This window comes from Galbibacter kalidii (genome assembly GCF_026241135.1).
Lineage (GTDB): Bacteria > Bacteroidota > Bacteroidia > Flavobacteriales > Flavobacteriaceae > Galbibacter.
Genome location: NZ_JAPFGA010000002.1, coordinates 317365 through 335357, shown reverse-complemented (window position 1 = coordinate 335357; position 17993 = coordinate 317365). Strand labels below are relative to the sequence as shown.

Here is a 17993-nt window from a genome sequence, read left to right as displayed (position 1 = left end):
CGTTTAAATTTTAATTAAATAATTCATTAAAGGTAAAAGTTTGGTTCAGTCTGGGACCTTTTTCTGTTGATTGAAGCGTACATATTTCGTTATGTGCATCGTGTTCGAACAACAAATAATAATCGTTGTTTACGGCGGTGTTTAAAAATAGTTTTTTCTCTTCCAAAGTAAGCAAAGGCCGGGTGTCGTATCCCATTACGAAAGGCAACGGAATATGACCAACAGTAGGCAATAGGTCTGCCATAAAAACCAAGGTTTTTCCTTTGTATTTTATATGGGGAATCATTTGTTTGTCGGTGTGACCGTTTACGTATAGAATATCAAAACCCAATTCAGAATCTTTTAAAAAACCACTGTCCGGGACAGGTAGAAATTCCAACTGTCCGCTTTCCTCAAGCGGAAGGATGTTTTCTTTTAAAAATGAAGCTTTTTCCCTTGCATTGGGTTTTGTTGCCCATTCCCAATGATCCTTGTTGGTCCAAAAACGGGCATTTTTGAAGGCTGGTTCATAGCCGGTCCGGTCTTTGTTCCACTGCACACTTCCACCACAATGATCAAAATGAAGGTGCGTCATAAACACATCGGTGATATCGTCACGGTGAAAGCCGTGTTTTTTAAGGGAATCGTCTATGTTGTCGTCTCCCCAGAGGTAATAATAGCCAAAGAATTTATCAGATTGTTTGTTTCCCAGACCTGTATCGATAAGGATGAGCCGGTCGCCGTCTTCTATCAAAAGCGATCGGGCAGCGATATCGATCATATTATTTTTATCGGCGGGATTGGTTCTGTTCCAAATAGATTTTGGCACAACGCCAAACATGGCGCCGCCGTCTAATTTGAAATTCCCGGTCTCTATCGGATATATTTCCATAGGTTATAAAAGGTTATGCAAGTTATAAAAATCACTGAATTAACAATTATTGTATCTTCTAATTTAGCAATCATTAACATTATACAAAATTAAACAAGACTTCATTCTGTTTTGCAGTTGTATAAAGTTTGGGGTATTTTTATGACATATAACAAGCAGATGAAAATTTACCCAAAGAAAGCTACCAAAATAAAACTTTTAAGGTTTGGACGTGACTTCAAACCTGATGAAAAAGTGATTTTAAGGGATTTTCTTGCCATTGAAAGAACACGGCTCGCTAACGAACGTACACTTTTGTCGTATATCAGATCGTCTATTTATTTGGTTCTGGGAGGCATCGCTTTTCTTCAACTGAAGGATTTTGAAAGCATTAAATACCTTGGCTATCTTTCCATTGCTTTAAGTGTCATTTTTTTGGTTATAGGAATTTACCGTTTCATGCTTTTAAAAAAGAGCCTGAAAAAAGTGTTTTACGATTCTGAAAAGGAAAAGTAACAGATTGTTGATTTTTTATTAAATTCCTCCAGGCAGTTGATTTATTCGATGTAAATCACCTTTTCCAGAGAGTCGATGACATCGTCATAGTGAAAGGGACGTTTGTTGTTTTCACCATCCATAATTATAAGGGGTAAAACAGGATTTCCATTTTTCTTTTTTTCCTTAAGCCAGTTTCTGGTTGAAATTTTATTGTTAACGATTTCTGTTTTCTGATCATATTCATCGTTTTGGATTTTTCTGATCCATGGTTCTATATTAGCAGTACCTGCAAATAAGGTTGATGCAGAAATAGAGTGTAAAAGATTGACACCGACACCATCTTGGTTTGCAGCAATCACCACATATTTTTCAGGGACATAAAAAACATCGTTAGCAATTCTGGATGCCAGCAAGTTGATTTCACTGTTTCCCGTTAGAGCAATAAAAGCCTTAAAATTGCCTGCTTCAGCTTCACCCTGTATGCTTTCGTCAAGGGCATTACCGTGAATACATTCAAACCCCAATTTCCTAGCTTGGATTACTGCCACTTTATTGGTATCGATAAGTCTTACTTTATTTTTTTCGCCGAGGTGTTTAGCAATAAACAAGGCCAAGGGGTTAGCCCCCAAGATGAGGTATCCTTCTTTGGAATATTGTTTTACCAATTCGCCCCGTTTTTTAAGCCAATTGGTGGTCCATGTAAGCAGCAACGGTACTGAAAGCGTTGTTAAAATAGCCATAAACACCAAAATGGAAAATAATTCCTGTGAAATAATCCCGTATTGAAGTCCGATTCCTGCAATAATGATCTCAACAGCACCACGTCCATTCATTCCGGTTCCTACAGCAAGCCCTTCCCGCCAACCATTTCCACTTGGGAGATAAAACAATACAGTACCCAAAATTTTTCCGGCAAAGGCGACACCAAGGATTAAAAGCATAAGGTTGAGGTCGGTTTGAAATACATCCAGGGTTACATGAAAGCCTGCTGATACAAAAAAGATAGGTGCCATAAACCCAATGGATACATCGTGAAAAATTCCTGTAATGTCTTTGGTAACTTGTCTGTCAAACACATTATCTTTCACGAACAAACCTGCCATAAAAGCCCCAAGAATGCTATGAAGTCCTGCCATTTCAGCTAATTCAGCAAACCCGAAAACGATAATAAGCAATAGAGTGAAATGAAAGGTCCTATTCTTTATTTTATTATTGGTAAGTAGCTTTCCAAGTTTTGGCAATACAAAAAGCCCTAAAGCTGAGGTGACTGCAAAAAAGAGCAGGACTTTTCCTGCAACAATGGCAATTTCTGAAGTATTGACAGATCCTGCGTCAATAAAACTGGAGATTCCGGCAAAAATAATCAAGGCAAAAGAGTCAGAAATTAAGGCTCCGGCCATCAGCACATAGGCAATACGGGTATCCAGCAAGTTCAGGTCGACCAGAATCCTGCTTTTGGTTGCCAAGGAAGTAACTCCCACAGCAATACCTACAAAAAACCCGGCCAACGGAGTGCCACCAGTAGCGGAGATGACATAATATCCCAGAGCAAAAGGAACTACAAATCCTCCAACAGCAGCCAAGAGTCCGGCCCATGAAGCTTTCCCTAAATCCTTGAAATGGATTTCCATGCCTATATAAGCCATAAGCATGATAATTCCGGTTTCAGATAAAATATTAATCGTTTCAGAAGATTCTAACAAACCTAAAAGTGCAGGCCCAATCAGGATACCTACCAAAAGTTCACCCATAATAGCAGGGTAGCCAATACGTTTGAATAAGGCTCCGCCCGCCCAAGCCGCTACCAAAATAATCAGTAAACTTAAAATATCGAAACCTTCCATATCCTTCTGACAAACAATAAGTTCCTCTAAGATGAGGAAAAATTTTTAAAGAGAGAAATTCTGAGGATTCTTTGCCGCATATTTCTGAAAGAAAAATTTTTAACGGATATTTATTGCTAATAAACCATCCAACAAAAGATCCCTATGCTGTTTACATTTGCTTCTATGGACACAAACCTTATCATTACAATTGCCATCATTATTGTTGGGATTTTTCTCTTTGTAAGGAATTATTTTTCCATAGACACCACCTCTATTATTATCATGGCACTGTTTATTGTTGCAGGCGTGTTGAGTCCGGAGGAAGGTTTTTCAGGTTTTAACCATCCGGCAACCCTTACTTTGGCCTGTATGTTTGTGGTTAGTGCAGGGGTTTTTAAGTCTGGGATACTCGACGGACTGAGCGATAAAATCATCAAACTTGCTAAAATACATTACAGTATTGCCTTGGTTGTGTTTTGCGTTATTGCGGCTTTGTTTTCGGCCTTTATCAATGACTCGGCTGTGGTGGCACTGCTGTTGCCCATAGCCCTTACCGTGTGTAGGGAAACAAATATCAGCCCGGGAAAATTACTAATGCCGATTTCGTTTGCCGCACTATTTGGCGGTACATGTACACTTATTGGTACATCCACCAACATATTGGTAAGCAGCTATGCCGAAAAGTACGGGGTGGAAGGTTTTGGTATGTTCGAGTTTTCCAAACCGGCTTTTTGCTTATTGATCATTGGGTTTTTGTATCTGTTTTTTGTGTCACCACTTTTACTTCCCAAGCAAAAAGGAAAAACAAGAGGGCTCACTAAAGAAGCCGAAAAATACATTACCGAAATAAAGGTGAAAGAAAAGGCATCGGATATTGGTAAAGCCATAGAGGACTCTAAATTGACAAAGGATTTTAAGGTGCAAATACTTTCGATAACCCGAAACGGGGAAGTAGAATATAATGTTGATCCTTTGGGAACCATTGCGCAAGGCGATATCATAAAAGTGATCGTTCCACCTGAGGTTTTAACTAAACTAAGGGAAGGCAAGGACTATTCACTGCAAGGCGAACTTGATGGAACCCTTTCTGAAGTCACTGATGATGAAAAAAATGTTTACGAGGTGATTATTCCGTTTGGGTCAAATTTATCGGGCAAGTCTCTTGTTGAAATGAATTTCAGGAACCGATATAACGCATCGGTATTGGCTATAAGACAGCGAGGAGAGGTGCGGTTTAACAAACTCTCGGAAGTAAAACTTGCCGAAGGCGATATGCTGCTTGTGTTATGTTCTAAAACCAATCTTGACCTATTGATAAACAATGATCTGGCTGTACTCTTATCAGAACACAAAAAACGGAAAACAGACTATAAAAAAGCTATTCCTGCCATCCTTATTGCTATGGGGGTTGTATTGGCGGCAACCTTTAATCTTACGTCCATATTGATAAGTAGTATGATGGGTGCATTGCTCTTGGTGGTAACCTCCACATTGAAACCCAAAGAAGCTTATGAGGCTGTGGAATGGAAAGTTATTTTTATGATGGCCGGCGTACTGTCTATGGGAACGGCCCTGGAAAAAACCGGAGGCGCCGAAAAGATTGCCGTTTTTATACAGGAAACCCTTGGCAATTACAGTGCCAACATTACGTTGAGCGCGTTGTTCTTGATTACGTTTTTATCGACAAATGTGTTGTCTAGTAAGGCTGCTGCTGCACTTATGACCCCAATAGTAATCAGTCTGGCGGCGGCTATGCAGGTAAGTGAACGACCATTTTTAATAGCTGTAATGTTTGCCTGTTCCCTGACTTTTATGACCCCTGTAAGCTACCCTACAAATACTATGGTCTATGCTCCGGGAAATTATAAATTCAAGGATTTTTTAAGAGTAGGAACCCCGCTTAACATCATTATTTGGATAGCTGCTTCCTTTATAATCCCTTACTTTTTTCCCTTTTAATCCCGCAAAACGGGGTTAACCGGAATACTATTGGGTATAGCGTGTCCATTTTTCGAGGGCGAAATATATAGCGTTTTAAATTGTGCTTTAACAGGGATAGATATCCGGAATAAAATCTGATATTCGTATATTGGCTAGAAATTAACCAAGAAAGAGAGAAAGAAATTCTATGATAGAACTTGCAGGAATTGTAATACTCGGAATCCTGGCACAATGGGTGTCTTGGAGACTGAAACTACCCGCTATTTTACCGCTTATCCTAATAGGTCTTTTTGTGGGGCCTATATCTACCTTGTTTACAGAGGACGGTTCGAAGTGGATAGAACCTGTATGGAATGGCGAAAAAGGCCTTTTCCCCGGGGATAGCTTGTTCTATTTTGTTTCCTTGGCTATGGGTGTTATTCTTTTTGAAGGGGGTTTGACACTGAGAAGAAATGAAATATCCAAAGTAGGTCCGGTGATTCTAAAATTGATAAGTCTCGGGGCAGTGGTTACTTTTTTTGGAGCTGCAGTAGCAACTCATTTTATTTTTGATCTAAGCTGGGAGGTGTCCTTTTTGTTTGCAGGACTGATCATCGTTACCGGACCAACGGTAATTTCGCCTATTTTGCGGAATATCCCGTTAAAAAAAGACGTTTCGGCTGTTTTAAAGTGGGAAGGAATTCTTATAGATCCCCTCGGAGCTTTGGTAGCGGTATTGGTTTTTGAGTTTATAAGCGTTGGAGGGACTTCCGGTTTTACACAACAGGCCCTTATTGAATTTGGAAAAATAGTGATAGTTGGTTTTTCGTTTGGTATTTCTGCCGCCTATGCCCTGTATTTTGCAATGAAGAAAAGACTGATTCCGCACTATTTGCTAAATGTGGCCGCATTGTCAGTTGTGCTGCTGGTTTTTGTGGAGTCCGATATATTTGCTCATGAATCGGGATTGCTTTCCGTTGTGGTCATGGGAATGGTTCTTGGAAACAGCAACCTGCCCAATTTGAAAGAACTGTTGTATTTTAAAGAATCATTGAGCGTATTGCTTATATCTATACTGTTTATTTTACTGGCTGCCAATATCAACATCAGTGATTTGTTGTTGGTGTATAATTGGAAGACAGCAATTTTAATGGCAGTTATTATTTTTATTTTAAGACCATTAGCAGTTTTTATAAGCACCTTTGGGTCAAGTCTTAAAACCAATGAAAAAATGTTTATCAGCTGGGTTGGTCCAAGAGGGATCGTGGCTGCAGGTATTGCATCTTTATTAGGGACCAAATTAATAAAAAGAGGAGTTGCTGAAGCTGAATATATTACCCCGCTTGTAATCACTCTGGTACTGGTGACCGTATTGTTGAATGGGACCACGGCCCGTTTTGTTGCCAAATTGGTGGGCGTATTCTTAAAAGAATCAAACGGAATCCTTATTGTGGGGGCTTCCAAGGCGTCTCGTCTTATTGCTAAATATTTACATAATAACGAACGTCATGTGGTTTTGATAGATACTAACAGCGAAAATATTGAGAAAGCGAAAAGGTTAGGGCTGGACGCCATGGAATCGAATATTTATTCAGAAGATGTTTCTACAGATGTTGAATTGAGTGATATTGGGTATCTATTGGCACTTACCGGGAGTGATGAGGTAAATAATTATGCCCTGACAAGGTTTAAAAAACATTTAGGGGAACACGGGGCCTTCCGGCTTATTTCTCCCGAAGAATTAAGAAAGCCGAAAAAAGCTCCAGTTAAAGAACTCTTTTCCAAGAAAGATGATTATATCAATTTAAATGAAGTAGCACGTGATTATCCTGCTGTTAATGAATTGGAGTTGGAATCTAAGGAAAACTATCTTAAAGAGATTGAGAAACTGAACAAAGAACAAAAAACAGTGCCTTTATTCATTAAAGACAATACAGGGGTGTTGCATATCATAGCATCGACCTCCATAGAAAATGAATTGACAATTGAAAAAGGCAATAAACTGGTGTATTTAGGAAAACCCATAGAGGTAATAGGTGCTGACCCTGAATCTAAAAAAACAGTAGAAACTGAATAATCAAGTGATGTTAAAAAGTCTTGTTTGTAAACTTTTAATGCTGTTGACCACAATTGTTTGGCTGTCGTCTTGTGATGGAACACGCCAAAGGAATAAAGGCAATAGGCTTTTTGATGATTCTTATAAAGCGACGACCCATTTTCAAACAAAAGAAATTCCGGAAGGCTATGCAGAAATAGTTGTCGATACGGTTCTAACAAATCACTTTACAGCACAAACAAAATATCATTCTACAGACGAAATTGTACTTGAGATTGAAAACAAAAAACACGAAGCCATCCAAAAAACGGTCTATAAAGAATTTCATTCGGATGTATCTGTGTACTACAAAGATCAATTGGTACTCAAGAAAAAGATAAAAAAAGATCTTTTTAAAGATGAAAACGAGGACTTTTGGGATAAATCCATTATGCATTCCATAGCCGTGGATGAAATAGCTTCTTCAGAAAACAATATTGTTTTTACTGTTACTTTCTATAATACTGATAAAGAGCATTTTATCGATTATAAATTGATTATCGACAAGATTGGGGATTTTCATATAGAAGAATACACCGTATAATTTATTAAGATCTAATCATTCAACTTTAAAACCGCCATAAACGCCTGTTGCGGAATCTCTACATTCCCTACCTGACGCATACGCTTTTTCCCTTTTTTCTGTTTTTCCAGGAGTTTCCGTTTACGTGAGATATCACCACCATAACATTTGGCCGTTACGTCCTTACGTAGCGCTTTTATGGTTTCCCGGGCAATAATTTTTGCTCCGATAGCGGCTTGTATAGGAATATCAAACTGCTGTCTTGGGATAAGCTCCTTTAATTTCTCACACATTTTTTTCCCGATGTTGTAAGCATTATCGGTATGGATCAATGCAGAAAGCGCGTCGACAGAGTTAGCGTTGATCAAGACATCGACCTTAACGAGTTTAGATTCCCGCATACCTATCGGTGCATAGTCAAATGAAGCATAACCACGGGAGACGGTTTTCAGTCGGTCGTAAAAATCAAAAACGATTTCTGCCAAGGGCATATCAAACGAGAGTTCAACCCTTTCCGGAGTTAAATAAGTTTGATTGGTGATCGCTCCTCTTTTCTCGATACAAAGCGACATTACCGGTCCTATAAAATCGGCTTTGGTGATGATGGAAGCTTTGATGTACGGTTCTTCTACACGATCTAATCCGGACGGATCAGGAAGGTCGGAAGGGTTATTGACGATAATCTGTGTATCGGGTTCTTTTTTGGTGTAGGCGTGATAACTTACGTTGGGAACGGTAGTTATCACCGTCATATCAAACTCTCGCTCCAAACGTTCCTGAATGATTTCCAAGTGAAGCATCCCAAGGAATCCACAACGGAATCCGAAGCCAAGTGCTGCTGAACTTTCAGGGGCGAATACTAAGGAAGCATCGTTCAGTTGAAGCTTTTCCATAGCCCCGCGAAGCTCTTCATAATCTTCAGTATCTACGGGATAGATTCCGGCAAATACCATGGGTTTTACATCTTCAAAGCCTTCGATCATCGAAGTTGTTGGCTTTTCAGCATCGGTGATGGTGTCTCCCACTTTGACCTCCCGGGCATCTTTAATCCCGGTAATCAAATAGCCTACATCCCCGGTTTTTATTACATCTTTAGGATGTTGAACTAATTTCAGCGTTCCCACTTCATCAGCATTATAGGTCTTGTTGGTGGCGAGGAATTTTATTTTTTGTCCTTTTTTGATTTCACCGTTTATCACCCGAAAATAGGTCTCAACCCCTCGGAAAGTATTGTAAACAGAATCGAATATCAAGGCTTGCAAAGGTTCGTCCGGATTTCCTTTCGGAGCAGGGATTTTTTCAATGATAGCTTCTAGGATCTCTTCAATCCCAATACCTGTTTTTGCACTGGCAGGAATCACATCAGAAGGATCACAACCCAACAAATCTACAATATCGTCAGTGACTTCTTCCGGATTTGCACTGGGTAGATCGACCTTGTTCAACACCGGAATGATTTCCAAATCGTTTTCCAAGGCCAAATACAAATTAGAAATGGTTTGCGCCTGAATACTTTGTGCTGCATCAACAACCAACAAAGCCCCTTCACAAGCGGCAATAGATCGTGAAACTTCATAGGAAAAATCGACGTGACCGGGAGTATCGATAAGGTTTAAGACATAGGTCTCCCCTTTATAGACATATTCCATTTGGATAGCGTGACTTTTAATGGTGATTCCACGCTCCCGCTCCAAATCCATATTATCGAGAAGTTGCTCTTTTTTCTCCCGCTCTGTAACCGATCCGGTAGAGTCCAATAACCTGTCTGCCAAGGTACTTTTTCCGTGGTCGATATGTGCGATTATACAAAAATTCCTAATGTGCTTCATAGCTGCGATCAATGCAAATTATCAGTCTGCAAAAATACGTGAATTTTTTTGATTGAACTCGTTTATGCTTTCTTGATTGAAGCGAAAAATAAAGGTTTTTGCCCCAGATGAAGGTTTTTTTTGCTAGGACCGAGCGTAAAGAAACAGTCCAATGGACATTTTTAACGAACCTGCCTGTCGGCAGACAGGGGGACCGGCTTGTCGCGTGGGCGTATAGAGCCGGGAGGCGCATGGCCAAAAAGATCATTTTGCAGCCAATTAAAGATTAAAGGAAGTTTAAACGAGTTCATTAAAAACTACACATAAATTCCAATTAAAAAAATTCATGTCCTTTCCTGATGTAAAACTAAAATTTATATTTTCTGTCATAAATTTCAGTTTCTTATAGAAGGAATATAAGTTATTTTAATACGCTTAAATAAAGGTATCACGGATTATTAGTGTTTGTGATGAAGAAATAAAACAGTGCAAAAAATGGCTGTGTGCGTAAAAAATTCTATTTTTACCATCCCTCACCTAGTTTTTTGCTTATGCTATTAAAACCTACGACATTATTCACAATGCTGTTTTTGGGTGTTTTCCTGCACGCCCAAGAAGTCTCTGTTAAAGGAAAGGTTTTTGACGCAGATGACGCTCCGTTATCTTTTGTCAATGTCATTTTGCTCAAAGCTTCAGATTCTACGGCAATTACCGGAACATCAACCCAAGAGCAAGGGATTTTTCAGTTGAACAATGTTAAAAAAGGAGAATACCTTCTTCAAGCTACTCATATCGGTTATAAAACGTCTTATCAAACGATAAATCTGGTTGAGGACACAGATATTGGAACAATTTTCTTATCTCCTGAAGCAGAAAATTTGGAAGGGGTTACGGTAGCCTATCAACAACCAACTATAGAAAAAAAAGGAGGACGACTTGTTTTTCAAGTTGAAAACACCACGCTTTCTTCATTGTCTACTTATGAAATACTTCAGCGTACCCCGGGAGTGATCACCACAGGGAATAGAATTCTGGTAAAGAATGCCAAAACAACAGTTTATATCAATGATAAAAGGGTATATCTGGAAGATAGCGAACTTCAAAATTTGCTTCAAAATTTCTCGGGGAGTAATATCGCTTCCATAGAAGTGATTACCAATCCGTCTGCAAAATACGATGCTGAAGGAGGTTCGGTTTTAAATATTGTAACCTCTAAAACCATCTCTATCGGTTATAAAGGAAGCGTAAATGGAAAATATACCCAAGCGGTTTTTCCAAAATATGCCTTCGGAACAGATCATTATTACAAAAACGACGTGCTGAACATCTATGCGGGCTATACTTTTAGTCCGAGGAAAGAATACAAAAGGGATGATAGTTATATCCATTTCTTTGACGGAACAACACCGAGCAATCGTTGGGAAACGGATATGCGGAAAATCACGCGTTCCAAAGCGTATAATTTTAATACGATATGGGATTTCACCATAGACGAGAAAAATGAATTGAGTTTCACATCCAATCTTAGTTTTAACCCCAATCAAACGATTGATAATAAGTTCCGTACCGATGTTTTTGATCAGAACGGAACAATAGACAGTGCTTTTGTCTCCCAAGGGGATATGGACATAGACAATGTGAATTTAGCTTTTAACGCTTCATACAAAAGGGCAGTTGGTGAAAATGGTGCGAGCCTCAAGGCGGAAAGTAATTATGTCTATTTTTCAAATGAACAACAACAGAACATCAGCACAGATTATTACAATAACACTGATGAATTTCAATACAACAATACTTTTAACACCGATGCGGATCAAAAGAATAACATCTTTACGGCACAAGCAGATTATAACACGCCTTGGGGAGATACCGATGTAGCATTTGGAGTCAAATATTCCGGAATAGAAAGTCACAGTACGATCTTATTTGATGGAACGTTCAATCCTGAACAATCCGAAAATGACGATTTTGAGTACAACGAAAATATTTGGGCGGTCTATGCAGATATGAGCAAATCATGGGAAAAGTGGACTTTGCAGACAGGATTAAGAGGAGAACAAACCGATGTGCGTTCACATTCGCTGGCTTTGGGACAGGGAAACAATCAGGGTTATTTTGAGCTGTTTCCAACCGTTAGCCTGCACAATACCCTGTCCGATAAACATCAATGGGGAATAAATTACAAAAGAGCTATAGCCCGTCCCCGATACCAAAGTTTAAATCCGTTTCGGTATTACCTCAACGAAAAAAATTATTTCTCCGGAAACCCGTATTTGGGACCTGCCATTGAAAATAAATTCACTTTGGATTATACTTACAACGGCAATTATATCTTTGAAATCTATTACCAACATTTTAGCGATGAATTGATCAAACTGACTTTTCAGGATAACGAAGCGCAGGCCATCTATAATTCCACCTACAACATCACGGAATCATTCCAATACAGCATTGATTTTATACATTACAGATCAGTGACCCCATGGTGGTTTTTGAGTACCTATATGTCAGGGTTCTTTTATGAAAATTCGTTTACGGCCATAGAAAGCGGAAACGCATTGCAAACATTGAACACCTACGGATACTTCGGGCAATTGTACAATGCGTTTACACTATCTAAAGACCGGACTTTTACTGCGGATCTTTATCTGGAATATCTGTCGAGTTTCATTGCCGGGAATTATATGTTGAAAAACCGATTTAAAGCCAATATCGGCCTGAAAAAAAGCCTGTGGAACAAAAGAGCGGAACTAAGCCTGAATATTGCTGATGTTTTTAACAGTTTCAACGTACTGATCGATTCCAGATACCTGAATCAGGATCACGGGTATACGGCCATGCCTGAAAGCAGATCGATAACCCTTGGTTTTCGGTATAAATTCGGGAATTATAGATTGGAAGACAATGAAAGAGATATAGAATTGGATGAGCAGGAACGCTTGGAAGAAGAGGATGAAATTTAAGGACGGAGCGTTAAAAAATAACCCACTGGGTTATTTTAGCGAACCTGCCTGTCGGCAGACAGGCGGGCCAGCCGGCGGGTGGGCAAACAAAAGGAGCCGGGAGACGCATGGAAAAGGACCATTTTGCAGCTAATTAAGGAAAGTTTAAATCACTTCCATAATTTAGATTTTCTCCAATTGCGTTGGAAACAAAAATCTTGTGTTACTTTGTAAATAGTGAATCATTAAAAGAAGAAAAGTATGAAATGCTCATCATTCTATATAAAAAGTACAGGCCTTCTACTTTTATCGATAGGAATTTTTACTGCATGTGAAACAACCAAAGTCGAGACAAATAAGGTTGATGTATTGATAGCTGATATAAAAGAGCAGTATGCACCGGATAAACGCGTAGCCCTGTTTGATGTTGAGGCGATAAAAACAGATGATGGATATCTTGTAAAAGGCGCATCCAACCTTCCTGAAGCGGTAGATGCCTTTCGGGAGCAATTGGAGGAACAAGCGATCGAATATACCGATAGTATTGAAGTATTGCCTTCAGCAGCACTGGAAGGGAAAACTTATGGGGTGATAAAACTCTCTGCAGCCAATTTGAGGGGAAAGCCAAGTCATTCTTCTGAATTAGTAACACAGGGCACCATGGGTATGCCTGTAAAAGTGTATCAAAAAGAAGAAAATTGGTATTATGTCCAAACCCCTGACAAGTATTTGGCATGGGTGGACAACGGAGGTATTACCCTTATGGACAAAGCTGATTTTGAACAGTGGGAAAATTCAGAAAAACTGATTTATACCCAAACCTTCGGAAGTTCGTATGCCGAAACGGATAAAAACACACAAGTGGTTTCAGATTTGGTGGCCGGTAATGTTATGGAGCTTGTAGCAGAGCAGGACGATTTTTACGAGGTAAAATATCCCGACGGAAGAACAGCCTTTGTGAGCAAAGCTGAAGCTGAGCCGTATAAAAGTTGGAAAGAGGCTTTATCCTTTACCAAAGAAGCATTGGTGACTACTTCTAAAAAAATGATGGGAGTGCCCTATCTGTGGGGAGGAACTTCTACCAAAGGAGTGGATTGCAGCGGATTTACCAAAACTATTTATTTGATGAATGGAATGATCATACCCCGTGATGCATCACAACAAGTACACGAAGGGGTTTTGGTAGATGATAGCAAGACATTTGATAAATTAATTCCCGGGGATTTACTGTTTTTTGGAAGACAGGCAACCGACTCTACTGCCGAAAAGGTGGTTCATGTAGGGATGTGGATCGGCAATAACGAATTTATCCATTCCGCCGGGCGTGTTCATATCAGCAGTGTGGATAAGAACGCTGAGAATTTTGATGAATATAACTACAACCGCTACTTGCAAAGCAAACGTGTCCTTAACGAGAAAGGCACCGGATTGCTATACCTGACGGAAAAGGATGTTTTTTAAGGGGTTTGCTAGCAGAACTTAAACATTATAGAGGTTGTCTAAAAAGCCCTGAGTGAATTTGATTTGTCAGTCTGAGCCTGTCGAAGACATCTTGGCGTTCAATAAATTATGATTCGACAGCCTGCTCTAGGCGGGGTATTTATCACACGCAAAGATTTTCTGATAAAATGTAATGCGTTTGCCTTCTGATGAAGCAAAACCTAGATTTTAAAAATATCTTAGAAATGCCATATCTTTGCGCTTGAATTTAATTCAGTAAATCAAACATGGCAAAAATAGGATCGATAGATGTTGGGGAATTTCCGCTTTTGTTAGCACCTATGGAAGATGTGAGTGATCCTCCTTTCAGGGCGTTGTGCAAAGAGCAGGGAGCCGATGTTGTCTATACAGAATTTATTTCTTCAGAAGGACTTATCCGTGATGCGGCCAAAAGCACCATGAAGCTCGACATTTATGAAAAAGAGCGTCCGGTAGGCATACAAATTTTTGGTGCCAATCTGGATTCTATGTTAAAGTCCGTTGAAATTGTTGAAAAGTCCAATCCGGATATTATCGACATCAATTTTGGTTGTCCCGTTAAAAAAGTGGTTTCAAAAGGCGCAGGTGCAGGGATTTTAAAAGATATTGATTTAATGGTGTCCCTTAGCGAGGCTATGGTAAAACACACCGATCTTCCCATTACCGTAAAAACGAGATTGGGATGGGACCATGACTCCATAAAAATAGTTGAAGTAGCCGAAAGATTGCAAGATGTAGGGATAAAAGCTATCTCTATTCACGGTAGAACCCGTGCTCAAATGTATAAAGGAGAAGCCGATTGGGGGCCTATAGCTGAAGTGAAAAACAATCCCCGTATGCATATTCCCGTATTTGGAAATGGCGATGTGGACACACCGGAAATGGCTAAAAAAATGCGGGACGAATACGGACTCGACGGTGCCATGATCGGCAGGGCAAGTATTGGTTATCCTTGGTTTTTTAAAGAAGTAAAACACTTTTTTGAAACTGGAGAGCACCTGCCACCTCCAAGTATAGAAGAACGGGTAAAAGCCGCACGAAGACATCTGGAAATGTCAATCGACTGGAAAGGGGAGAAATTAGGGGTTTTTGAAACCCGAAGACATTACACCAATTATTTTAAAGGAATCCCGCACTTTAAAGAATACCGAATGAAAATGGTCACCAGTGATGATGCCGCTGATGTTTTTGCCGCTTTTGATGAGGTAGAAGAAAAATTTTCAGGATATCAGTTTGCTTAATTCTTCCACCTAGAAAGGAAGAAATACTAGCTCCCTCTCCTTTGGAGGGGTTGGGGGAGGATTTTTAGGTAACAGATTTAATTAAAACTTATAAGTCGCATATTCACACGATTCGCCGCAATCATAGAAGCGATAAATCCTAAAACAAAGATGGTAGCAAAGACGATGAAAACATTGGTGAGTTTGTATTCTACCGGATAGGCCAACGACGGATTTAATTTTATCCATTTAAAAGCGAGCTGTGTCCAGACCAGTATCGAAGCCAATACTATTCCAATAATGCCACCTACGGTGGTTACCAATAATCCCTGAAGGAAAAAGATGCGTTTGAGTTTTTTTATGGAGACCCCCATACTGTACAAGGTAGTGGCGTTTTCTTTTTTGTCGAGGATCATCATAGTGATGGCACCCACCACATTAAAAAGTGCAATAATAAGTACCAGGGTAAAGATGAGGTAAATAGCCAGATTTTCAGTGTTGAGCATTTTGTAGAGCGAATCGTTCAGCTGTGCTCTTGTTTTTAAAGATACTTTTCCTTCCAAAGCTTTATCAATAGCAGACATAACAACATCAATATCTGCGGAAGGCTGAAGCTTAAAATTGATACCGGTAATTTCGTTTTGTTCTTTTTCAAGTAGTGGTTGTACGGTTTCTAAGGGAGCAAAAACATATTTTTTATCCAATTCATCACTAAGCGCATAAACCCCGGAAACCGTAACAGAAAGTTGATTGTATGGTTTTCTCTGACTTGTGATGCCTCCTTTGCCGGGTTTGGGTGCGAGAATCTTCAACGGACTCTGATAATCGTTGATTCCCAATCCCAATAAATTGGCAATGCCAATACCGGGAACCACCTGATAAGGATCCATTTTCATCCAACTTCCGAGGTATAAAACGCTATCGACATCCGTTACACGGGAGTAATTACTATCCACCGCCTTGATATAGGCAATATGGTTCTTTTGTTTGTGCAGTAGAAAAATACGCTCTTCAATTTCCTTGGAATAAGAAGCAATACCATTGATGTTTTCCAGTTGATTTTCATTTTCCGGAGTGAGGAGGAAATACTTTCCTTGAGCCGAAACCGCCTTGAGATCGGGATCAAAAGTGTTGGAGAAGGAAAGGCTCAGGGTTTTCAATCCGGCGAAAGCCGATAAAACAATAAACAAAGAAGCAGCTCCGATGACAATCACCAAAAAAGTAACAAAATTGATAATGTTTACCGCATTTTGGCTACTCTTGGAGATGAGGTATCTCTTGGCTATGTAGAGTGCAATATTCAAGAATTACGACTTCTTTCTTTTGTCCAACAAATCAGGATTTTCAATAGGGTTGTCACTTCCTTTTAATGATTTATCGATTTTATCAATATACTCCAGCGAATCATCTACAAAAAATTCCAATTCAGGAACTCTTCGCAACTGATTTTTAGTACGCTGTGACAATTCGTGTTTAATAAGGGGTTGATTCGAACGAATACCCTTTATCAATTCTTCCGTGTTCTTAACCGGAAAAATACTTACATAAACCTTTGCCATAGACAGGTCGGAGGTTACATGTACCTTTGTAACGCTTATCAATGTTCCCGACATTCCACCTTCCTTTGCAGCGCGTTGAAGAATTTCAGCTAAATCACGTTGAATCACTCCACCTATCTTTTTCTGTCTGTTTGTTTCCATGATGCAAAAGTACGAGAATAATAAATAGTAAAGAAAGCATTATTTTTGTTAAACCTCACTTAGTGAGTAAAAATAGAAAAGATGAACAAAATAGAACATTTAGGAATTGCCGTTAAAGATCTGGAAGCATCCAACACCTTATTCCATAAATTATTAGGGGTGTCACATTATAAGATTGAAGAGGTGGCTTTAGAAGGGGTTAAGACCTCTTTTTTTCAAACAGGAGAGAGTAAAATTGAACTGCTGGAAGCCACAAATAGCGACAGCGCGATAACCAAGTTTATCGAGAAAAGGGGAGAGGGCTTACATCATGTTGCTTTTGAGGTGGCAGATATTCAGGCGGAAATAAAACGATTGAAAGGTGAAGGCTTCACCATTTTGAACGAAACCCCCAAACGTGGTGCGGATAACAAATGGGTGGTTTTTTTACACCCGAAGTCCATCAACGGTGTGTTGATCGAGTTGTGTCAGGAAATAGAAAGCCCGTAAACAGGCATTGGAAAAAAGAACAAACACTTGCAGAGGTTAAAAATATATGCTAATATTGCACTCCTAAAATTCGGGTCCTATAGCTCAGCTGGTTAGAGCACTTGACTCATAATCAAGGGGTCCCTGGTTCGAGCCCAGGTGGGACCACACAGGAGGACATTTAGTCGATTTGGCTGCTTGTCCTCTTTTTTTGTCCACACCTTTTCCCTTCCTGTTTTTTCCACCCTGCTTTACACATTGGCCGCCCAAATACTTGAGACAGCCAAAGAGTAAAGTTGCCAACGCTTCTTTTCCACCCCACTCGCAAAAGCCAGAAAAAACACGCCCTTTCGGGCACTCATTTTTTCTGACTATTTGCTCTGCCGCCTCGGTAACTTGGGGTACATCTTCTGTTTAAAATCCGAAACTTCATCTTTTAATTTCTTATTGGCTTTTTCTAAAAGCTCATTTTGGTGTTTCATAATGCTAAGAAGGTCATGCATTGCATTCAAGTTCTCCAATTGAACGGAAACGATTTCTTCTAAATCGGCTTTGGTGTATTTTCTGCTCATAAACGTAATTATAATATTCAAAAAAAACTTAAAAAGGTTTATTTAATGCTTTTAAAGCACAACAAAGGTATTAAAAATATTCTATTGAACAC

Annotated in this window: 14 protein-coding genes and 1 tRNA gene; 9 read left to right on the top strand and 6 right to left on the bottom strand. The window is 39.5% G+C overall.

The features are described 5' to 3' along the window. Positions 1 to 10: 10 nt before the first annotated feature. Positions 11 to 871: an MBL fold metallo-hydrolase gene (locus OOZ15_RS03710; protein WP_265954413.1), complete on the bottom strand. Its 861-nt coding sequence runs from the start codon at positions 869 to 871 to the stop codon at positions 11 to 13. A gap of 159 nt (positions 872 to 1030) precedes the next feature. Here OOZ15_RS03710 and OOZ15_RS03705 point away from each other — a divergent pair, with 159 nt between their 5' ends. Next, a complete protein-coding gene (locus tag OOZ15_RS03705) occupies positions 1031 to 1366 on the top strand; it encodes a DUF202 domain-containing protein (RefSeq protein ID WP_265954412.1) in 336 nt (111 codons plus the stop codon). Positions 1367 to 1407: 41 nt separating this feature from the next. Here OOZ15_RS03705 and OOZ15_RS03700 read toward each other — a convergent pair whose 3' ends face one another. Beyond that, positions 1408 to 3192, bottom strand: coding sequence for a cation:proton antiporter (locus OOZ15_RS03700; protein ID WP_265954411.1), 1785 nt, complete (start codon positions 3190 to 3192; stop codon positions 1408 to 1410). A gap of 144 nt (positions 3193 to 3336) precedes the next feature. Between OOZ15_RS03700 and OOZ15_RS03695 the strand changes: the two genes are divergently transcribed. The 3 genes from OOZ15_RS03695 to OOZ15_RS03685 all read left to right on the top strand — a co-directional run bounded on the left by OOZ15_RS03695 (position 3337) and on the right by OOZ15_RS03685 (position 7733). After that, entirely contained in the window at positions 3337 to 5133 is a 1797-nt protein-coding gene (locus OOZ15_RS03695; RefSeq protein WP_265954410.1) for an SLC13 family permease, read from the top strand. 169 nt (positions 5134 to 5302) lie between these two features. Then, positions 5303 to 7171, top strand: coding sequence for a cation:proton antiporter (locus OOZ15_RS03690; RefSeq protein WP_265954408.1), 1869 nt, complete (start codon positions 5303 to 5305; stop codon positions 7169 to 7171). A gap of 43 nt (positions 7172 to 7214) precedes the next feature. Continuing rightward, positions 7215 to 7733: a hypothetical protein gene (locus tag OOZ15_RS03685; protein WP_265954406.1), complete on the top strand. Its 519-nt coding sequence runs from the start codon at positions 7215 to 7217 to the stop codon at positions 7731 to 7733. 11 nt (positions 7734 to 7744) lie between these two features. Here OOZ15_RS03685 and lepA read toward each other — a convergent pair whose 3' ends face one another. After that, positions 7745 to 9541 carry a translation elongation factor 4 gene (gene lepA, locus OOZ15_RS03680; RefSeq protein ID WP_265954405.1) on the bottom strand — a complete coding sequence of 599 codons (1797 nt, stop codon included), beginning with the start codon at positions 9539 to 9541 and terminating at the stop codon, positions 7745 to 7747. Positions 9542 to 10071: 530 nt separating this feature from the next. Between lepA and OOZ15_RS03675 the strand changes: the two genes are divergently transcribed. The 3 genes from OOZ15_RS03675 (at position 10072) to dusB (ending at position 15182) form a co-directional block, all read left to right on the top strand. Next, positions 10072 to 12483, top strand: coding sequence for an outer membrane beta-barrel protein (locus tag OOZ15_RS03675; protein ID WP_265954404.1), 2412 nt, complete (start codon positions 10072 to 10074; stop codon positions 12481 to 12483). A gap of 240 nt (positions 12484 to 12723) precedes the next feature. Next, positions 12724 to 13923, top strand: a complete 1200-nt coding sequence (locus OOZ15_RS03670; RefSeq protein WP_265954403.1) for a C40 family peptidase — start codon at positions 12724 to 12726, stop codon at positions 13921 to 13923. Between the two features lie 266 nt (positions 13924 to 14189). Then, the gene (dusB, locus tag OOZ15_RS03665; RefSeq protein ID WP_265954402.1) at positions 14190 to 15182 is read left to right on the top strand and encodes a tRNA dihydrouridine synthase DusB; all 993 of its coding nucleotides are present in this window, start codon (positions 14190 to 14192) and stop codon (positions 15180 to 15182) included. Positions 15183 to 15259: 77 nt separating this feature from the next. Here the strand turns inward: dusB and OOZ15_RS03660 are convergent, their stop codons facing one another. Continuing rightward, positions 15260 to 16465: an ABC transporter permease gene (locus tag OOZ15_RS03660; protein WP_265954400.1), complete on the bottom strand. Its 1206-nt coding sequence runs from the start codon at positions 16463 to 16465 to the stop codon at positions 15260 to 15262. 3 nt (positions 16466 to 16468) lie between these two features. Then, complete coding sequence (rbfA, locus tag OOZ15_RS03655) at positions 16469 to 16861, bottom strand: 30S ribosome-binding factor RbfA (protein ID WP_265954398.1); 393 nt, start codon at positions 16859 to 16861, stop codon at positions 16469 to 16471. 81 nt (positions 16862 to 16942) lie between these two features. On the opposite strand from rbfA, the gene mce reads away from it, so the two are divergent. Together mce and OOZ15_RS03645 are read left to right on the top strand one after the other, a co-directional pair. Further along, a complete protein-coding gene (gene mce, locus OOZ15_RS03650) occupies positions 16943 to 17350 on the top strand; it encodes a methylmalonyl-CoA epimerase (RefSeq protein WP_265954394.1) in 408 nt (135 codons plus the stop codon). Positions 17351 to 17423: 73 nt separating this feature from the next. Then, positions 17424 to 17497: transfer RNA gene (locus OOZ15_RS03645), tRNA-Ile, on the top strand. Positions 17498 to 17700: 203 nt separating this feature from the next. On the opposite strand, the gene OOZ15_RS03640 is transcribed toward OOZ15_RS03645, so the two are convergent. After that, positions 17701 to 17901 carry a hypothetical protein gene (locus tag OOZ15_RS03640; RefSeq protein ID WP_265954392.1) on the bottom strand — a complete coding sequence of 67 codons (201 nt, stop codon included), beginning with the start codon at positions 17899 to 17901 and terminating at the stop codon, positions 17701 to 17703. Positions 17902 to 17993: the final 92 nt, after the last annotated feature.